This window comes from Dactylosporangium sp. NPDC050588, assembly GCF_040654975.1.
In the GTDB taxonomy this organism is placed as follows: Bacteria; Actinomycetota; Actinomycetes; order Mycobacteriales; family Micromonosporaceae; genus Dactylosporangium; species Dactylosporangium maewongense.
This window is the reverse complement of sequence record NZ_JBFAJA010000165.1, coordinates 1-15,094: the sequence shown is the minus strand read 5'-3', so window position 1 is coordinate 15,094 and position 15,094 is coordinate 1. Positions and strand designations below refer to the sequence as shown.

The window sequence follows — 15,094 nt, the reverse complement described above, 5'->3', positions numbered from 1 at the left end:
CCGCCTGAGGATGATGCCATGAGCCGGCGGCCTTGGGAGGAAGCGGCTGAGCGCTGTCGCCCGCACCGGACAGAGGCGCACTCATCTCGGCAGATTCGCGCACCTCGCGCCCGAGCGACTTCATGATCACTTTTACACAGCGTGAGCGCGCTTCGGAGTGACCGTCGGCACCACCGGGCGGTCATGATCCCGCGAGTGGTGCCGGTTCTCACGAACGTTGCGGCTCCCGGTGTCGGCATCGTGGCGCTGAAAGTCGCGAACATCTGGCGCCCAAACTCGCGAACGAAGCCAGACGGCGATCTGGGCCGGGGACATGCCTGCGGTTGTCCTTCGCCATCGAGGTGTGTCCCTCGTGCCAGCGAACTTTGTCCCCGTGAGGTTTTGTGCCATCGAACTTTGTCCACTGGGTTGAGACGATCGGCTTGTGAGCGCGTCGCGACTGGCGGAGACGACTTCGGCGCGACGGACTTCGAGATCGAGTTCGTCGACGCGGCGGGGTCTCGCTGTCGTGGCTTGTTGGCGCAGCGCTGGTCGGTGGCGTTCGAGGAGTTGCCGCCGATACGCGGTTTCGGCTGGTCCCGGGGACAGAAGCACTTCCCGGGCTGGTGGTGGTCGGCGACCACGGACCGGCATGTGGGGTTTGAGTCCTGGCTGGAACGCGACCACGCGATGCGGCTGGACTTCGACCGAGAGGTGACGGCGTTCTCCTCGCAACCGTTCTGGCTGTATTGGCAGGTCGGGGCGCGGTGGTGACGACGCGGCCGACTTCGCCTTCGAACTCGACGACGCGCCAGCACACACCCGCATCGAAATGATCGGCGCCGTCCTCGACCGCGTCGCCCACCCAGCGGACGATGACCCCCGGCTCTCGGACGCCCCGCGAGCAGTCGCCGCCGCTGCCCTGATCGCCGCGCAATACCCAGGCGGCGCACCCATCGCCTCGGCCCACGGTCCGACCACCCCGATGCCTGAGTTTCCGGCCTACCTCCGAAACCTTCTCGGATGGAGTGGTCCCACGCGTCTGCAGCGTTGCGCCTCGCGCATGCCGCCCAGCTGGCCGTGCGGGTGGTGCCCGTCGGCGCGGACCGCGAGCCGGCGACTCCCGACGGGCGTCAAGGATCGAACGGCCGCGGTAGCAACCGTCGGCGTGGCTGCAGCAGCTACTCGATTCTCTAACGTTGTCCGGTGCGCTCGTCGTACTGCTCGCGGGCGTCGAGAACGTCTTCGATGTGCTGCACCGACCACTGCGTGAGAGCCTTCAAAGGACCTCGCAGCGTCTGTCCGAGCGGCGTCAGCTCGTACTCCACGCGGATCGGCGACTCCGGGTACACCGTCCGTAAGAGCAGCCCGTCGCGTTCGAGCGTGCGCAGCGTCTGAGTGAGCATCTTCTCGCTGACGCCGGCGAGCTGCTGCCGCAGCTGCGTGAACCGGCACACCCCGTGCCGGCCGAGCTCGCCCAGCACGAGGACCGCCCACTTGCTGCCAATCTGGTCGAGCAGGTCACGCGAGGGGCAGCCACGCGCGTAGGGATCCCACGACGATGTGGGGTCGTTCACTTCCTGGGCCGTCGTCACCGACCTCACCTCGATCCTTACGTTCAAGTGATCACCTTACCCGGAAGTTCGTACTTACCAAAGGAGAGTGACCAGTTCATCGTGGTCTTTAAGCCGTGGGAGGTCCGCGGCAGGAAGGGCGAGCACCATGTCGATCGTTGTTACCGCAGCCTCCGGACACCTGGGCAGGCTTACCGTCGAAGCGCTGCTGGCCCGCGGGGTCCCGGCCTCCGATATCGTCGCGACCAGCCGCGACGTCACCAGGATCAAAGACCTCGCCGACCGGGGAGTCACCGTCCGCCGGGCCGACTTCGCCGAGCCCGACAGCCTGCCCGCGGCCTTCGAGGGCGTGGACATGCTCCTGCTGATCTCCACCACGACTCCGAGCGAGCGCGTCGCCAACCACCGCCGCGCCATCGACGCCGCGGTCGCGGCCGGTGCTTCACTGGTCGCGTATACGAGCATGCTGCGCGCGGACACGTCCACCACCAGCCTTGCCCCCACCCACAGCGCCACGGAGGCGTACCTTCGCGAGCGCCTGCCCAGCGTGATGCTGCGCAACGGCTGGTACCTGGAGAACTACACCTCCCAGCTTCCCCAGGTACTGCAAGGCGGAGCCGTCGTCGGGGCCTCCGGCCCAGGAAAGATCAGCGCCGCGACCCGCGCCGACTATGCCGACGCCGCCGCGGTCGTGCTGACCACCGATGGCCACGACGGCAAAAGCTACGAACTGGGCGGGGACCACGCCTTCACGCTGGCCGAGCTGGCCACGGCAATCTCGGCCGTCACCGGCAAGCGCATCGAGTACACCGATCTCCCGGCCGACGTGTTCACCCGGGTGTTGCTCGACGCGGGCGTGCCGGCGGAGCTGGCGCACGTTCTCGCTGACGCCGACCGCGCCATGAGCCGCGACGAGATGTTCACCGACTCCGGCGACCTGCGGCGCCTGATCGGACGGCCGACCGCGACCCCTGCCGAAGCGATCGCCGCCGCACTGCGCTGACCGGCCGACGCAGGCTTGGCACATCACCCGCATCCACCTCGGAGCCGACACCAGCCTGGCAGTCGGCTCGGCCAACGGGAACGGGTCAGGCGGTGGCGAGCCTGCCGAACGGCGTCACCGAAACAGCTCGCCCGTGGCCTATTCGCTGGCGCCGCCCGTCCTGATCTCGCCGTCCTTTGTACCGAGAACGCATGCGCCGGCCAGGCCGCAGCGAGGATCATCGACGCCGGTTCATGGCTCGGCTCCCGTTGATGCCCGGCCGCGATGTCCGGCGGAAGGATGCGGGGTGGGTCGGGCTGATCCGGAGCAGACGCTCAAGACAGCGGCTTGATCCACTGCGACAACGGACCGCACCACGCCCAGCCCAGCCACGACGTGAGGTACAGCCTTGGACGCTACAAATATGATCACTGACATCAATTCGTCGGCGCCGCTGACCCAACCTGTCGCCGCCCGCTGACAACGACAGGATCTGGCCCATTTCCGGGGGGAGTTCGTCCGTTGTGACCGCGGCGATCCAGTTGGGGAGTTGGTCGCCGCGCAGTTCACGCATCATGGAGGCGAAGCCGGCGACATGACGGCGGGTGGCCTGCAGTTCCGGGCAGCGGGCCATGATCCCTTTCAAACGGACCTGGTCGCCGGCTGTCAGGTTGGCCGGGTTGGTCATCAGCCATCTGGCGACCTTGCGCGGCTTGGGCGTGACCGGTTTCGGCGGCGGCGTACTGGTCAGCCCGCGAAGTTGATGGGTGTAGCGATGCACCGTTCTCGCGCTGCCGCGCCATCCCAAACCCTGCAGTTCGCGGTGCAGACGGCCGGTGTCGGTGCAGCCGTCGTTCCACCGAGTGAGGAGGTACTCCTTGAACCGGTCGAGTGTGCTGGACCGTTCGGCGGTGGCCAGCAGGTCGTCCAAGCTGCCGGCCTGGGCGTAGCGCTGGACTGTTCGGAAGCACCAGCCCGTCTGCCTGCTGATCGAATTGAGGGAGTGCCCGGCGTGCATCAGCTCCTGGACGGCGGCGTACCGCTCACGCTTTTGCACGGCCATCCCGCCCCTCGTCGTCGATATCGCGCACCTGATCGGGTGTCACCGACGCGGCGGGCGTGGCCTGGGTCTGCTCATCGGTGGGGACGGGTTCGGGCAGGCAGGACCGGTGGGCGAGCACGGTCTTCTCCACGGCCTCGCCGAGGTTGGCCCACAGGTGGAACCGGTCGGCGACCTGCACTGCATCAGGTGCACCCGACCGGGCGCCCTCGGCATAGTTCCCTCCACGGTCCCGGCAAATGAGCTCCACTCCGGGATGCTCACGCAGCCACGCGGCGAAGCTCTCAGCGGTCCGGCCGTCGAAGACGTCGATCGGCCGGTGGGTTTCCATATCCAACAGCAGCGTCGCGTACGTCGTGCCGCGTCGGATAGCGAACTCGTCGACTCCCAGCACCCGCGGACCCGCGTGCAGCTTCGGCAGCGGGATCGCCCGCAGCACCCGCAGCAGCGTGGACCGGCTCGTGACGATCGCGGTTCTGGCCGCCAGCCGAGCACCCGGCCGACCTGCCAGAGCGGCCGCGATCACCTGCAACGTCTTGTGAAGGAGGCTGGTGACGCGCCCGTACCGGAACGTCAACCCGTCCACCTGCTCCACGAACGTCCGCCGCACGCAGCCGGCGATGTCACAGATGAACCGACGGACCTGCAACCGGATCAGCACCCGCTGACCGGCCACGGCCGTATCAGCGATCCGCCGTTCGTAGCGGTCATGGACCCGACTGGCCAAGTTCCCGCATGCCGGACACCGACCCGTCAGCTGCCTCACTCGGGCCCGGACACAAACCCGATCACCATCGTGGGCGACCTCATCGACCCGTACCGACGCCAACCGGGGAAACAACACCTCGAGCAGCCCCACATCGACCATGTCGAACACACGACCACACCAGGCGCATCGCACAGCCCTCAGCATCGTGATCAGTGCCAGGACACGTCCACGCGCGGCGAAACGCCTCGACGAGACATCCGAACGGTGATGAAATGTCGCCGACGAACGCGCCTGCTCAGCGGCCGCCATACCGTGCGTAACGAGCGCGTCTGCACCTGACCTTGTCCGTGGATCATGGGAGTACCAGTGGTCGTGACCCAGGAATGCCGTTCATGACAGCCTGTCGCGAATCTTCCTTGACCTACGAAGCCGCCGACGGCAGCGAACTGCCCCTGCTGGTCTTCGAGCCGGCCGAGGGCACGCGGCTCACGGTCGGTATTGTCTTGTTCCACGGTGGCGCCCTGCGCACCGGGTCGGCCGACGAGTTGGCCCCGCACTGCCGTCAATTGGCGTCACGCGGGATCTTCACTGTGTCTGCCGGGTATCGGCTGCTCGGTCGGGGTGCTGTGAGCATCGACGACTGCGTTACCGACGTCCGACGGGCGGTTGAGCACTTCAGAAGGCTGGCCGCGTTACGTGGGCTTGAGACGTCATGTCTGGCCTCGGGCGGCAGCTCAGCCGGTGCACATCTCGCTCTGGTCGCCGCGATGACCGTCGCTGGTGAACCCGTACCAGCGCCCGAACCCGCCATCGCCGCCGTCGTGGCACTCAACCCGGCGGCCCTGGATCTGCTCGCCTTCTCGCCGGAGCTCCAGCGCTCCATCGAACAGCAAGCCGGCATCGCTGCGGGAAGGGCGATCGAGTTCTCGCTGATCGAGTTCGTGCGGCCGGGCAATCCGCCGATACTGATTCACCACGGCACCGACGACGATGTGGAGCCGATCGAGCACGTGCGACGGTTTCGGGACGCGATGGTGCAGGCTGGCAATGACTGCACACTGCTCGAGTACGAACATGCCGAGCACGCGTTCCACTATCCCGGCAACAGCGGGTACTTCGACGACGTCATCGACGCCACGACCTGGTTCCTCCTCGATCGGATCGCGGCGAACTAAGAGGGCGGGTGTGCGCTTGTCGTCGTGTCGGGTCAGGCCTGCTGACCGTCCTGGCAGGCAAGATCACCTCCGCATGATCGACTGTACGCTCATCAAGCATGAAGCGGATACTCGGTGCGATCCGCGCGACTGAACTGAGATCTTGACGCCGCCATCAACGGTCTCACCCCTGACATGGAGCTCGGGAACCTGCGAGGGCGGAGTCAACAGGGCGAAGGCGTTGAAGAGAGCGATGTTCGGCCGAGCCAACTGGATCTGCTTCATCACCGCATCCTGAACTTCACCCTCCGTTGCCACTCCCCGGAAAATGGGCCAGATCCCAACGACATGTCGGTCAACACCTCGACCCGCCGCAACGCGAATCGCTCTTCGACCTCTAACTACCCACCCAGCAGACACGGTCCACTGGCAAAAACCACGTCTCGGACAACCTTCCTTGGCACGGGACACAGTTCACTGGCAAAGGACAGCGGTGGACAGCACGACCATCATCAGGCGGGTGGCGGTCCGCCACCGGCCGTGCAACAGGTCCATGATCTGGGGCCGGGCGCTGCCGGAGACCTCGCGAACACACAGCCAGGGCGCATAATGGACACGACCTTGCCGGTCTTGTTGTGATGGCTTCCTCTTCAATCATCAACAGCCGGCAAGGCCGTGTCGTCTCCGCCCCCGGCGACTACCCGCGCCCGGTTACGCGCAGAACCTCTGTCAACCCGCTTAGGCGTTGGGAGGACGTCAAGGCTCACCTGGGTTTCGAAAACGATTGTCGAACCATCGGGGCGTGGCTTGTGATCGGCACCGTACACCCCACACCCCCATTCCGAAACATTTCCCGAAATATTCGGAGATGTGCGGATTGTTTCGATGGAAGGACGGTTCGGCGCATGCGCCGTTCGGTGCAGATTCGCCGGGTCATCACCGGGATACTCGCCGCCACCACTGCCGTTGCCCTGACCGCTTGCGGCAGCTCCGGCCCCGGCACCTTGAAGGCCGGCGAGCCGAGCAAGGTCCAGGTCTGGGCCCTGCAGGACGCCGCGGTCAACCCGATCGCCACCAGCAGCATCGACGCGTACAACAAGGCGAACGGCACGAAGATCGAGCTGGTCACCTACGTCAACGACGCCTACAAGCAGAAGCTGCAGGTCGCGATGGGCTCGCCCGCCGCGCCGGACGTCTTCTTCAACTGGGGCGGCCTGCCGATGCTCGGCGTGCTCCCGGTCGTGCTGTTCATCAACAAGGACGTCTTCGCCGCCGCCGGCGTGCAGCCGCCGAAGACCTACGCCGACCTGCTCTCGCTCGTCGACACGTTCAAGGCCAAGGGCGTCACCCCGATCGCCCTCGCCGGCTCGCAGGGCTGGACCGAGCTGATGTGGCTGGAGTACCTGCTGGACCGCATCGGTGGCGCCGACAAGTTCGCCAACATCGCCGCCGGCAAGGAAGGCGCCTGGCAGGACCCGACCGTCGTCAAGGCCCTCGGTGAGATCCAGACGTTCGTCAAGCGCGGCGCCTTCGGCACCAACTTCGCCAGCGTCAACTACGACAACCAGGGCGCGTCGAAGCTCTTCGCGACCGGCAAGGCCGCGATGCACCTGATGGGCACCTGGGACTTCTCGGTGCAGAAGGACGCGAACCCGGACTTCATCAAGAACGGCAAGCTCGGCTTCACCGCGTTCCCCGCGTTCGAGGGCGGCGCCGGCGACCCGAAGTCGGTCGTGGGCAACCCGAGCAACTACTACTCGGTCAACGCCGCGTCGAAGAGCAAGGACGCCTCCATCGACTTCCTGGCCAAGTCGCTGACGTCCGACCAGTACATCAACGGCCTCATCGACGCCGGTCAGGTGCCCGCCGTGAAGGGGGTGGAGACCACCCTGAAGTCCAAGCCCAACGCCGACTTCACCGGCTTCACCTACGACCTGGTCGCCAACGCCCCGAGCTTCACCCAGTCCTGGGACCAGGCGCTCAGCCCGTCGGTCAGCACCGAGCTGCTCACCAACCTGCAGAAGCTGTTCCTCGGGCAGGTCACGCCCGAAGCCTTCGTCGCCAACATGGCCAAAGTGAAGTGACGACGTCGAAAGCGGCGGCGCGGCCCGGAGTCATCTGGGCCGCGCCCGCGGTCCTGTTCTTCGCCGCGTTCGGCATCCTGCCGGTCATCGCGGTCGTCTACCTCAGCTTCACGAAGTGGAACGGGCTCGGCGACCCGGTCTGGACCGGCCTGTCGAACTGGACGGCCCTCGCGGACGACGCCGAACTGTTCAACGGCGTCGGCAAGACCCTCGTCCTGACTGTCGTGTCGTGGCTCGGCCAGACGCCCCTCGCGCTGCTCATCGGCGTCTGGGCGGCCGGGCCGCAGCGCAGCCGGGCGGTGCTGTCGACGCTGTTCTTCCTGCCGCTGCTGCTGTCCACCGCCGCGATCTCGGTGACCTTCGTGGCGCTGCTCGACCCGAACTTCGGCCTCGCCGCCGACTACGGCAAGTACTTCGGCGCGCCGGACGGCAACTTCCTGGGCGACCCCGACAAGGCGCTGTACGTCATCGCGTTCGTCATCGCCTGGCAGTTCGTGCCGTTCCACACCCTGCTGTACCAGTCGGCGACCCGGCAGATCCCGGCGTCGCTCTACGAGGCGGCCGCGCTGGACGGCGTAACGGGGGTGCGGCAGTTCTTCTCCATCACGCTGCCGCAGTTGCGCAACACCATCGTCGCCTCATCGGTGCTCATCCTCGTCGGCTCGCTCACCTACTTCGAGATGATCCTGCTGATGACGAACGGCGGCCCCGGCACCTCGACCCGGGTCCTGCCGCTGCACATGTACATCAAGGGCTTCGTCGGCTTCGACATGGGCTACGCCAGCGTCCTGGCCGTCGTCCTCGTCACGCTCGGCACCGCCCTGTCGATCGTCGTCGTCAGGCTCACCGGCTACCACCGGATGGCCAGCGACCGGGAAGGTGCCTGATGAGCCTCGACCTCGCCCGACGGCCGATGCACCGCACCCGGTCCGTGCCGCCGCCACCGCCCGGCGCCCGCCGGCGCGGCCGGCCGAACTTCCTGGCTGGGATCGCGGCCACGGTGTGGCTGCTGATCGTGGCGGTGCCCGTGTACTACGTGGTCATCACCGGGTTCCGCACGCCGGACCAGTACATCGAGCAGGGCCCGCTGGACCTGCCGACGAGCCCGACGCTGGACAACTTCACGTCGCTGTGGGACCTCGGGTTCACCAGCTACCTCACCAACCAGTCTCATCGTCGCGTTCGGCACCGTGGCGCTGGTGCTCGCGGTGGCGCTGCCGGCCGCGTACGCGATCGTGCGCAACCTGAACCGCACGGTCCGCTCCATGTTCAACGTGTTCCTGCTCGGCCTCGCCGTGCCGGCACAGGCGGTCATCGTGCCGATCTACCTGATCATCACCCGCCTGCAGATGTACGACACCCTGCTGGCGATCGTCCTGCCGACCGCGGCGTTCTCGCTGCCGATCGCGATCGTCGTGCTCACCAGCACGCTGCGCGACATCCCGAACGAGCTCTACGAGGCGATGACCGTCGACGGCGCCACCGCGGCGCGGGTCTTCGGCCGGCTGGTCCTGCCGCTGTCCCGGCCGGGGCTGGTCAGCGTCGGCATCTTCGTCGGCCTCGGCGCCTGGAACGGGTTCCTGTTCCCGCTGGTGCTGACGCAGAGCGACGAGCAGCGGGTGCTGACGCTGGGCCTGTGGAACTTCCAGAGCCAGTTCGGGACGAACGTGCCGGGCCTGATGGCCGCGGTCGTGCTGTCCGCGCTGCCGGTCCTGGCGCTGTACCTGTTCGGCCGCCGTCATCTGCTCAGCGGACTCGCCGCGGGCTTCGGCAAGTAACACACTCACGAGGGACGACCAATGACTGACGGCTCCATCCGTAACCCGGTCCTGCCCGGATTCCACCCCGACCCGTCGATCCTGCGGGTCGGCGACGACTACTACCTCGCCACGTCGACGTTCGAGTGGTATCCGGGCGTGCGCCTGCACCACTCCAAGGACCTCGTGCACTGGCGGCCGCTCGGCGGCGCGCTGGACAGCGTCCGGCTGCTCGACATGACCGGCAACCCCGACTCCGGCGGCGTCTGGGCGCCCTGCCTGTCCTATGTGGATGGTCTGTTCCACCTCGTGTTCACCGACGTGAAGTCCTACTCCGGCTTCTGGGACACCCCGAACTACCTGGTGACCGCGCCGTCGATCGAAGGTCCGTGGTCGGCGCCCGTCGCGCTGCACGCGCAGGGCTTCGACCCGTCGATGTTCCACGACGACGCCACCGGGCAGAGCTGGCTGTTGTCCAACCGCACCGACTGGCGGCCCGGGCACGCCTGGGCCAACGGCATCATCGCCCAGCGGTACGACCGCGACCTCCGCCAGCTCGTCGGCGACCCGGTCGACGTCTACACCGGCACCGCGGCCGGCATGACCGAGGGGCCGCACGTGTACCGGCGGGACGGCTGGTACTACCTCGTGACCGCCGAGGGCGGCACCGAGTGGTTCCACCAGGCGACGGTCGCCCGTTCCCGGGACGTGCTCGGCCCCTACGAGTCGGACCCGGCGGGGCCGCTCATCACCGCCGTGCACCGCCCGGACCTGATGCTGCAGAAGGCCGGCCACGGCAGCCTCGTCGAGACCCCGGACGGCGAGTGGTTCTTCGCCCACCTCGCGGGCCGCCCGCTCAGCCCGCGCGGGCGGTGCGTCCTCGGCCGGGAGACCGCGATCCAGCGGGTCACCTGGACCGACGACGGCTGGCCGCGTATCGACGGCGGTGTCCCGCACGACGTCGTCGACGGCCCGGCCCTGCCGGCGCACCCGTGGCCGGACGAGCCGGAGACCGACGACTTCACCGGCGCGCTGCTCGGCCCGCAGTGGAGCACATTGCGCCGGCCCGCCACCAGCAACTGGGTGTCCACCCACGCCCGCCCCGGGCACGTGCGCATCCACGGTGGCCGCTCGCCGGGCGCGCTGTCCGGCGAGAGCCTCGTCGGGCGCCGGGTCCAGCACGCGCGGGCGACGTTCGAGGCGACGGTCGAGTTCGCGCCGGTGCACTTCCAGCAGCTGGCGGGCATCACCGCGTACTACAACAGCCGCAACTGGTTCCTGCTGCGGGTCGGCTACGACGAGACCGACGGCCCGTTCGTCGACGTGCTGTCCAGCGACCGGGGGCGGGTCACCGCGCACGGTCCCGCCGTGCCGGTCGACGGTCCGGTCCGGCTCCGGCTCGACCTCGACGGCGGGGTGCTGCGCGCGTCGTACGGCGACGTGGAGTGGGGCCCGTTCGACGCGAGCATCCTCTCCGACGAGTACGCCCAGGAGTCCGACAACGGGGTGCCCCGCGCGTGGGGCTTCACCGGCGCGTTCTTCGGCCTGTGGGTGCAAGACATGACCGGCGGCGGGCTGCCCGCGGACTTCTCCGCGGCGACCTACAAGCCGCAGCCCTGACCGGACCGGCCGGGCATCCGGTCGCCCAGGGGCATTCTCCACCGGCGCTCCTGGCCGGGCACGGACGCCGGCGTTCGCCGGGCTTCTCGCCGCTGCGGTTCCCCGCGTGCCGAGGAGCCCGGCGATGCCGGCCGGCGCATCGACGGCAGCTGCCGGCCATCCGGCGTCGGGCTACTCGGCGCCGGCGTTGACGGTCAGGCGGACCCGGCGCCGGCCGGCGGTGGTGTCGACCGTGATGTCGTCGGAGAGCTTGTCGGCCAGCCACAGGCCCCGGCCGTGGATCTGGTCGGGCGGGGGAGCCTGCGCCGGGACGAGGAACCGCCACGGCGTGGTGCCGGTGTCGGTGATCTCGACGACAAGCCTGCCCACCTGCAGGATCATGGTGACCGCGGCGGTGCCGCCGCCGTGCTCCATCGCGTTGATGACGATCTCGTTGACGGCGATGATGAAGCCATTCACCCGTTCGGGTGACAGGCCGGTCTCGCGCGCGGCGGCCGCCACCCGCTCCCGGACGTCGGCGACGCCGGCCACCGTCACCGGCGGCAGGGTCACCAGCACCGGTGATGTGTCAGGGTCGTCCCGCATGTCGCATCCACAAAGTCGTGCGTCGTCGCGGCGCCGTCGCGCCCCCGTCGCAGCCACCATATAGGGTCAGCAGGTACTTGTCGTTTCGTGCCGGGAGGGACCATGACGTTGTCGATGTCGACCACCCGCGACGACGACACCTGCACGGTCAGCATCTCCGGGGACGTGGACCTCTCCACCGCCGGCGACTTGGACCGTGAGGTGCTCGCCGCCATCGACAGCGGTGCCACCACGGTCGTGGTGGACCTGGCGGAGGTGACCTTCATCGATTCAGCCGGCATCAACACGCTGCTCAAGGGCCGCCGGCACGCCGAGGAGCAGGGCCGGCAGCTCCGGATCACCAATGCGGCCGGCGTCGTGCGCGACGTGCTCGACATGACCGGCGTCCTGGCGCACCTGTCCGGCTGAGCCCTCGTCCCGGCGATCACCGTCGGGTCGCACCGCGGTGTCGGAGCGGGTGCGGCGCGGTGCTGATGCGACACTGGGCGGGTTCGAGCGGGCGGAGGGGCGAGAGGCAGGGGCGCGGGTGCCGAGGCGCAGCGGGAAGGCGTTGGCGGTCAGCGAGGAGAAGCTGCGCCGGCTGCAGGCGGTGACCGACGCCGCCCTGTCGCAGCTCGGCCTCGAGGACCTGCTGCACGAGCTGCTGGAACGGACCCTGGACATCCTGCGCGCCGACAGTGCGGCCCTGCTGCTGCTCGACCACGACGGCACCGAGCTGGTCGCCATGGCGACCGCCGGTCTCGACCGGGAGCCCAGGCACGAAGTCCGGGTGCCCATCGGCCACGGCTTCGCCGGCGGTGTCGCCGTCCGCGGTGTCGCCGTCGCCGTCGAGCGCTTCGACCGGGACGGCAGCGGCGGCACCGACTTCGACGCGGCGCTGTTACCCGAGCGCACCACGTCCGTCCTCGGCGTGCCGATGCTCAGCAGCGGCCGGGTCATCGGCGTGTTGCACGTCGGCACCCTGCAGCAGCGTTCGTTCACCGCCGACGACATCGAGCTGCTGCAGCTCGTCGCCGACCGGGCCGGCCTCGCCACCGAGGCGCGCCGGTCACACCTGGACCGGGCCGCGGCCGTCGCCCTGCAGCGTAGCCTGCTCCCGGCCCGCCCGCCTGCGGTCCCCGGCCTGGACGTCGCCGTCCGGTATGTTCCCGGTGCGCAGGTCGGCGTCGGCGGCGACTGGTACGACGTCTTCGACCTCCCGTCGGGGCACGTCGGCATCGTCATCGGCGACGTCGCCGGCAGCGGCCTGCACGCGGCGGTGGTGATGGGCCGGATCCGCAGCGCGCTGCGCGCATACGCGATGGAGACCGACGACCCGGCGGACGTCCTCACCCGCCTGGACCGCAAGGTGCAGCGCTTCGAGCCCGACGCCATGGCCACCGCCGTCTATGCCGTCCTGGATCCGGATCTCGGCGCCGTGACCATGTCCAACGCCGGCCACCTGCCACCGGTCCTGATGGCTCCGGACCGGCCGAGCCGGCTGCTCAGCATCCCCCCGGACCTGCCCCTGGGGGCGTACCGCGACGCCGCCCGGCGCAACACGCGGCTGCCGCTGGAACCCGGCGAGGGCCTGTTCCTGTACACCGACGGCCTCGTCGAGCGCCGTGCCCGCGGGATCACTCCGGGCCTGGAGCGGATGGTCCGCGTGCTCGCCGCCGCGGCCTCCGCCGACGTCACCTGCAACGTGGCGATGACCCTCCTGGACAACGCCGCCCCGACCGACGACGTCGCCGTCCTCGCGATCCGCCGCACCTGACGAGCGATCCTTACCGTACGTGACGGCTACGCGACGTGGTCGCGGATGGTCGGGTCCAGGACTTCGGTCGGGTCCCAGCTGTCCTCGCCGTCGACCGGCGCGGCGGCGAGGAACGCGGCCTCGACCGGGCGCAGCGACTCGATCAGTGCGCCGACCGGGTGACGGTCGGTGAACCTGGCGCCGTCCCGGCCGACCAGCAGCACGGCGAGCGGCTGGTCGCCGCCGAGCGGCAGGTCCGGGTAGACGTCGCCGCCCCAGTGCAGGACCGGGGCGCCCGCGTCGGCGAACCGTCCGGCGCCCGCGAGCATGAGCAGGTCGGTCTGCGTGCTGTAGACGTCACCGTGGTAGTCGTACAGGTAGATCTCCAGCGCGTCGTCGCGGTGCCGGGCGAGCGTGAATCCGCCGGCCGCGCGGGCCGCGAGCAGCTCCAGCGGGGTCCTGGCCCGGGCGGCGCGGATCCCGGCCACCGCGGCGGGGGAGCCGGCGAGGTCCGTGAGGTCCCAGTCGGTGCCGGCGCCGTCGATCGCCCAGCCGGTCCACATCGCCGCCGGATTGGCGATCACGTCGAGCCCGGGCAGCGGCGCCGCCAGCCAGCCGTCGAACCCGGCCCTGGACATCGGCATCCGCGTTGCCACCATGTACGAGCGACCACTCACGCGCCCGACACTAGCCGTAGTGTTGGCCGGGTGACCGAGCTCCCCACGTTTCAGTTCGCGTTCCCCGGTCCGCTGCGCGACGCGCTCGTCGCCGCGGTCCTGAACGGCACGAAGACGACCACGACCGGGCTGCTCCAGGACTGGGAGATCGACGGTGAGCCGCTGCCCGCCGCCGGCGACCGGTCGGCCGTGGTCGACTCCGCCGAGCGTCCCGTCGCGGTGATCGAGCTGACCGGCGTCGAGGTCCGCCGCCTCGGCGACGTCGATGCCCGGCACGCCCGCGACGAGGGCGAGGGCCACGACACCGTCGCCGCCTGGCGGGCGGGGCACGAGGAGTTCTGGCACGGCGCCGACTACCGCGGCTGGCTCGGCGACCCGGGGTTCACCGTCGACGACGACACGCCCGCCGTCCTGCAACGCTTCCGGGTCGTCGAGAAGCTCTGACCCCCGCTGTCAGTACACCGTGCCGCCGTCGGCCGCGAGCGCCTCGGCCACCTCGGTGAGGACCGCCCGCCACTGGGTCTCGTCCTGCTTGGGCAGCACGTCGTCCCACAGGACCAGGCAGCTGCCGCGCAGCTGCTCGAAGCCGGCCGGCCGGCCCATGAACCACAGATGCAGGTGCGCCGCGCCGTCACCGATCTTCGACGCGTGCACCCTGGCGATCCCGCCCACGGACATGATGGCCCGCTCGACCCGCTGCAGCATCGGCCCGACCTCGGCGGCCCGCTCCGGCGGCAGGGTGCCCAGGTCGTAGTGGCCGATCGGGCACAGCAGCACCACGACCGGCACCGCGCTCGGCCCGCCGGCGTGCCGGAGCATCCAGTGCTCGTCCGCCCAGACCGTCCTCGCGGTCTCGTCCTTGCAGATCATGCACGACTCGGGCCCGTCCTCGCCGTTGCGCGGCGGCTCCGGCAGCACCAGCGGCTCCAGCGAGCGCACCCGCAGCTCGCCGTCGAACGGAAACGTGTCCCACCCGGGAATCCCACTGCCGTCGAACGGCGTCGACGGCGCACCGACAGGCAGGTGCCGCACGAAACGATCGGTCATCGGATTCCTTCCGTGGATACTCCGGCCTTCAGGCCGGCGAAGGCGGCGCTGCCCGGCACGTCTCTGCTGCAGCTGTTCCAGCACAAGGCCGCCGCGATCGCGACCGTGGCCGTGGTGGCGGGCGGCGGCTT

The 15,094-nt window shown here is 69.3% G+C and carries 17 protein-coding genes and 1 pseudogene; 11 read left to right on the top strand and 7 right to left on the bottom strand.

The features are described 5' to 3' along the window. Positions 1-396: 396 nt before the first annotated feature. Together AB0I21_RS56140 and AB0I21_RS56135 are read left to right on the top strand one after the other, a co-directional pair. Positions 397-753, top strand: a complete 357-nt coding sequence (locus AB0I21_RS56140; protein WP_360574072.1) for a hypothetical protein — start codon at positions 397-399, stop codon at positions 751-753. Further along, entirely contained in the window at positions 728-1,252 is a 525-nt protein-coding gene (locus AB0I21_RS56135) for a DUF4259 domain-containing protein (protein ID WP_360574079.1), read from the top strand. The genes AB0I21_RS56140 and AB0I21_RS56135 overlap by 26 nt, the downstream gene beginning before the upstream one ends. Here AB0I21_RS56135 and AB0I21_RS56130 read toward each other — a convergent pair. Beyond that, positions 1,173-1,583, bottom strand: a complete 411-nt coding sequence (locus AB0I21_RS56130; protein WP_360574078.1) for a helix-turn-helix domain-containing protein — start codon at positions 1,581-1,583, stop codon at positions 1,173-1,175. The two genes, AB0I21_RS56135 and AB0I21_RS56130, sit on opposite strands and share 80 nt — an antisense overlap. Before the next feature lie 118 nt (positions 1,584-1,701). Here AB0I21_RS56130 and AB0I21_RS56125 point away from each other — a divergent pair, with 118 nt between their 5' ends. Then, entirely contained in the window at positions 1,702-2,556 is an 855-nt protein-coding gene (locus tag AB0I21_RS56125; RefSeq protein WP_360574076.1) for an NmrA family NAD(P)-binding protein, read from the top strand. Positions 2,557-2,773: 217 nt separating this feature from the next. Here the strand turns inward: AB0I21_RS56125 and AB0I21_RS56120 are convergent, their stop codons facing one another. Then, positions 2,774-3,598 (bottom strand): hypothetical protein, encoded by an 825-nt coding sequence (locus tag AB0I21_RS56120; protein ID WP_360574070.1) that lies wholly within the window; start codon positions 3,596-3,598, stop codon positions 2,774-2,776. Next, positions 3,579-4,463 (bottom strand): ISL3 family transposase, encoded by an 885-nt coding sequence (locus tag AB0I21_RS56115; RefSeq protein ID WP_360574074.1) that lies wholly within the window; start codon positions 4,461-4,463, stop codon positions 3,579-3,581. The genes AB0I21_RS56120 and AB0I21_RS56115 overlap by 20 nt, the downstream gene beginning before the upstream one ends. A 257-nt stretch (positions 4,464-4,720) precedes the next feature. On the opposite strand from AB0I21_RS56115, the gene AB0I21_RS56110 reads away from it, so the two are divergent. Continuing rightward, on the top strand, positions 4,721-5,479 hold the full coding sequence (locus tag AB0I21_RS56110; RefSeq protein WP_360574068.1) for an alpha/beta hydrolase: 759 nt from the start codon (positions 4,721-4,723) through the stop codon (positions 5,477-5,479). A 468-nt stretch (positions 5,480-5,947) separates the two neighbouring features. Here the strand turns inward: AB0I21_RS56110 and AB0I21_RS56105 are convergent. Beyond that, positions 5,948-6,066: pseudogene (locus AB0I21_RS56105) on the bottom strand (IS630 family transposase); the annotation flags it as partial. A gap of 297 nt (positions 6,067-6,363) precedes the next feature. Here AB0I21_RS56105 and AB0I21_RS56100 point away from each other — a divergent pair. From AB0I21_RS56100 to AB0I21_RS56085, 4 genes are all read left to right on the top strand, one after another. Continuing rightward, entirely contained in the window at positions 6,364-7,542 is a 1,179-nt protein-coding gene (locus AB0I21_RS56100) for an extracellular solute-binding protein (protein WP_360574066.1), read from the top strand. Continuing rightward, entirely contained in the window at positions 7,539-8,429 is an 891-nt protein-coding gene (locus AB0I21_RS56095) for a sugar ABC transporter permease (protein WP_360574064.1), read from the top strand. The genes AB0I21_RS56100 and AB0I21_RS56095 overlap by 4 nt, the downstream gene beginning before the upstream one ends. Positions 8,430-8,732: 303 nt before the next feature. After that, a complete protein-coding gene (locus tag AB0I21_RS56090; RefSeq protein WP_360574062.1) occupies positions 8,733-9,320 on the top strand; it encodes a carbohydrate ABC transporter permease in 588 nt (195 codons plus the stop codon). A 21-nt stretch (positions 9,321-9,341) separates the two neighbouring features. Continuing rightward, on the top strand, positions 9,342-10,919 hold the full coding sequence (locus tag AB0I21_RS56085; protein WP_360574060.1) for a glycoside hydrolase family 43 protein: 1,578 nt from the start codon (positions 9,342-9,344) through the stop codon (positions 10,917-10,919). A gap of 171 nt (positions 10,920-11,090) precedes the next feature. On the opposite strand, the gene AB0I21_RS56080 is transcribed toward AB0I21_RS56085, so the two are convergent. Beyond that, a complete protein-coding gene (locus AB0I21_RS56080; RefSeq protein ID WP_360574058.1) occupies positions 11,091-11,504 on the bottom strand; it encodes an ATP-binding protein in 414 nt (137 codons plus the stop codon). 102 nt (positions 11,505-11,606) lie between these two features. Between AB0I21_RS56080 and AB0I21_RS56075 the strand changes: the two genes are divergently transcribed. Together AB0I21_RS56075 and AB0I21_RS56070 are read left to right on the top strand one after the other, a co-directional pair. Further along, positions 11,607-11,912, top strand: coding sequence for an STAS domain-containing protein (locus AB0I21_RS56075; protein ID WP_360574056.1), 306 nt, complete (start codon positions 11,607-11,609; stop codon positions 11,910-11,912). Between the two features lie 118 nt (positions 11,913-12,030). Then, entirely contained in the window at positions 12,031-13,260 is a 1,230-nt protein-coding gene (locus AB0I21_RS56070) for a SpoIIE family protein phosphatase (protein WP_360574054.1), read from the top strand. A gap of 26 nt (positions 13,261-13,286) precedes the next feature. Here the strand turns inward: AB0I21_RS56070 and AB0I21_RS56065 are convergent, their stop codons facing one another. Next, positions 13,287-13,883, bottom strand: a complete 597-nt coding sequence (locus AB0I21_RS56065) for a hypothetical protein (protein WP_360574052.1) — start codon at positions 13,881-13,883, stop codon at positions 13,287-13,289. A 63-nt stretch (positions 13,884-13,946) separates the two neighbouring features. Between AB0I21_RS56065 and AB0I21_RS56060 the strand changes: the two genes are divergently transcribed. Beyond that, the gene (locus AB0I21_RS56060) at positions 13,947-14,360 is read left to right on the top strand and encodes an ASCH domain-containing protein (protein WP_360574050.1); all 414 of its coding nucleotides are present in this window, start codon (positions 13,947-13,949) and stop codon (positions 14,358-14,360) included. A 9-nt stretch (positions 14,361-14,369) separates the two neighbouring features. On the opposite strand, the gene AB0I21_RS56055 is transcribed toward AB0I21_RS56060, so the two are convergent. Beyond that, the gene (locus tag AB0I21_RS56055) at positions 14,370-14,963 is read right to left on the bottom strand and encodes a hypothetical protein (protein ID WP_360574048.1); all 594 of its coding nucleotides are present in this window, start codon (positions 14,961-14,963) and stop codon (positions 14,370-14,372) included. Between the last annotated feature and the right edge of the window lie 131 nt (positions 14,964-15,094).

Excerpts from the sequence above, each read along its gene's own strand:
- AB0I21_RS56055 (WP_360574048.1), bottom strand. The coding sequence starts at position 14,963 with ATGACCGATCGTTTCGTGCGGCACCTGCCTGTCGGTGCGCCGTCGACG.
- AB0I21_RS56075 (WP_360574056.1), top strand. The coding sequence starts at position 11,607 with ATGACGTTGTCGATGTCGACCACCCGCGACGACGACACCTGCACGGTC.
- AB0I21_RS56115 (WP_360574074.1), bottom strand. The coding sequence starts at position 4,463 with ATGGTCGATGTGGGGCTGCTCGAGGTGTTGTTTCCCCGGTTGGCGTCG.
- AB0I21_RS56080 (WP_360574058.1), bottom strand. The coding sequence starts at position 11,504 with ATGCGGGACGACCCTGACACATCACCGGTGCTGGTGACCCTGCCGCCG.
- AB0I21_RS56065 (WP_360574052.1), bottom strand. The coding sequence starts at position 13,883 with ATGCCGATGTCCAGGGCCGGGTTCGACGGCTGGCTGGCGGCGCCGCTG.
- AB0I21_RS56085 (WP_360574060.1), top strand. The coding sequence starts at position 9,342 with ATGACTGACGGCTCCATCCGTAACCCGGTCCTGCCCGGATTCCACCCC.
- AB0I21_RS56100 (WP_360574066.1), top strand. The coding sequence starts at position 6,364 with ATGCGCCGTTCGGTGCAGATTCGCCGGGTCATCACCGGGATACTCGCC.
- AB0I21_RS56120 (WP_360574070.1), bottom strand. The coding sequence starts at position 3,598 with ATGGCCGTGCAAAAGCGTGAGCGGTACGCCGCCGTCCAGGAGCTGATG.
- AB0I21_RS56125 (WP_360574076.1), top strand. The coding sequence starts at position 1,702 with ATGTCGATCGTTGTTACCGCAGCCTCCGGACACCTGGGCAGGCTTACC.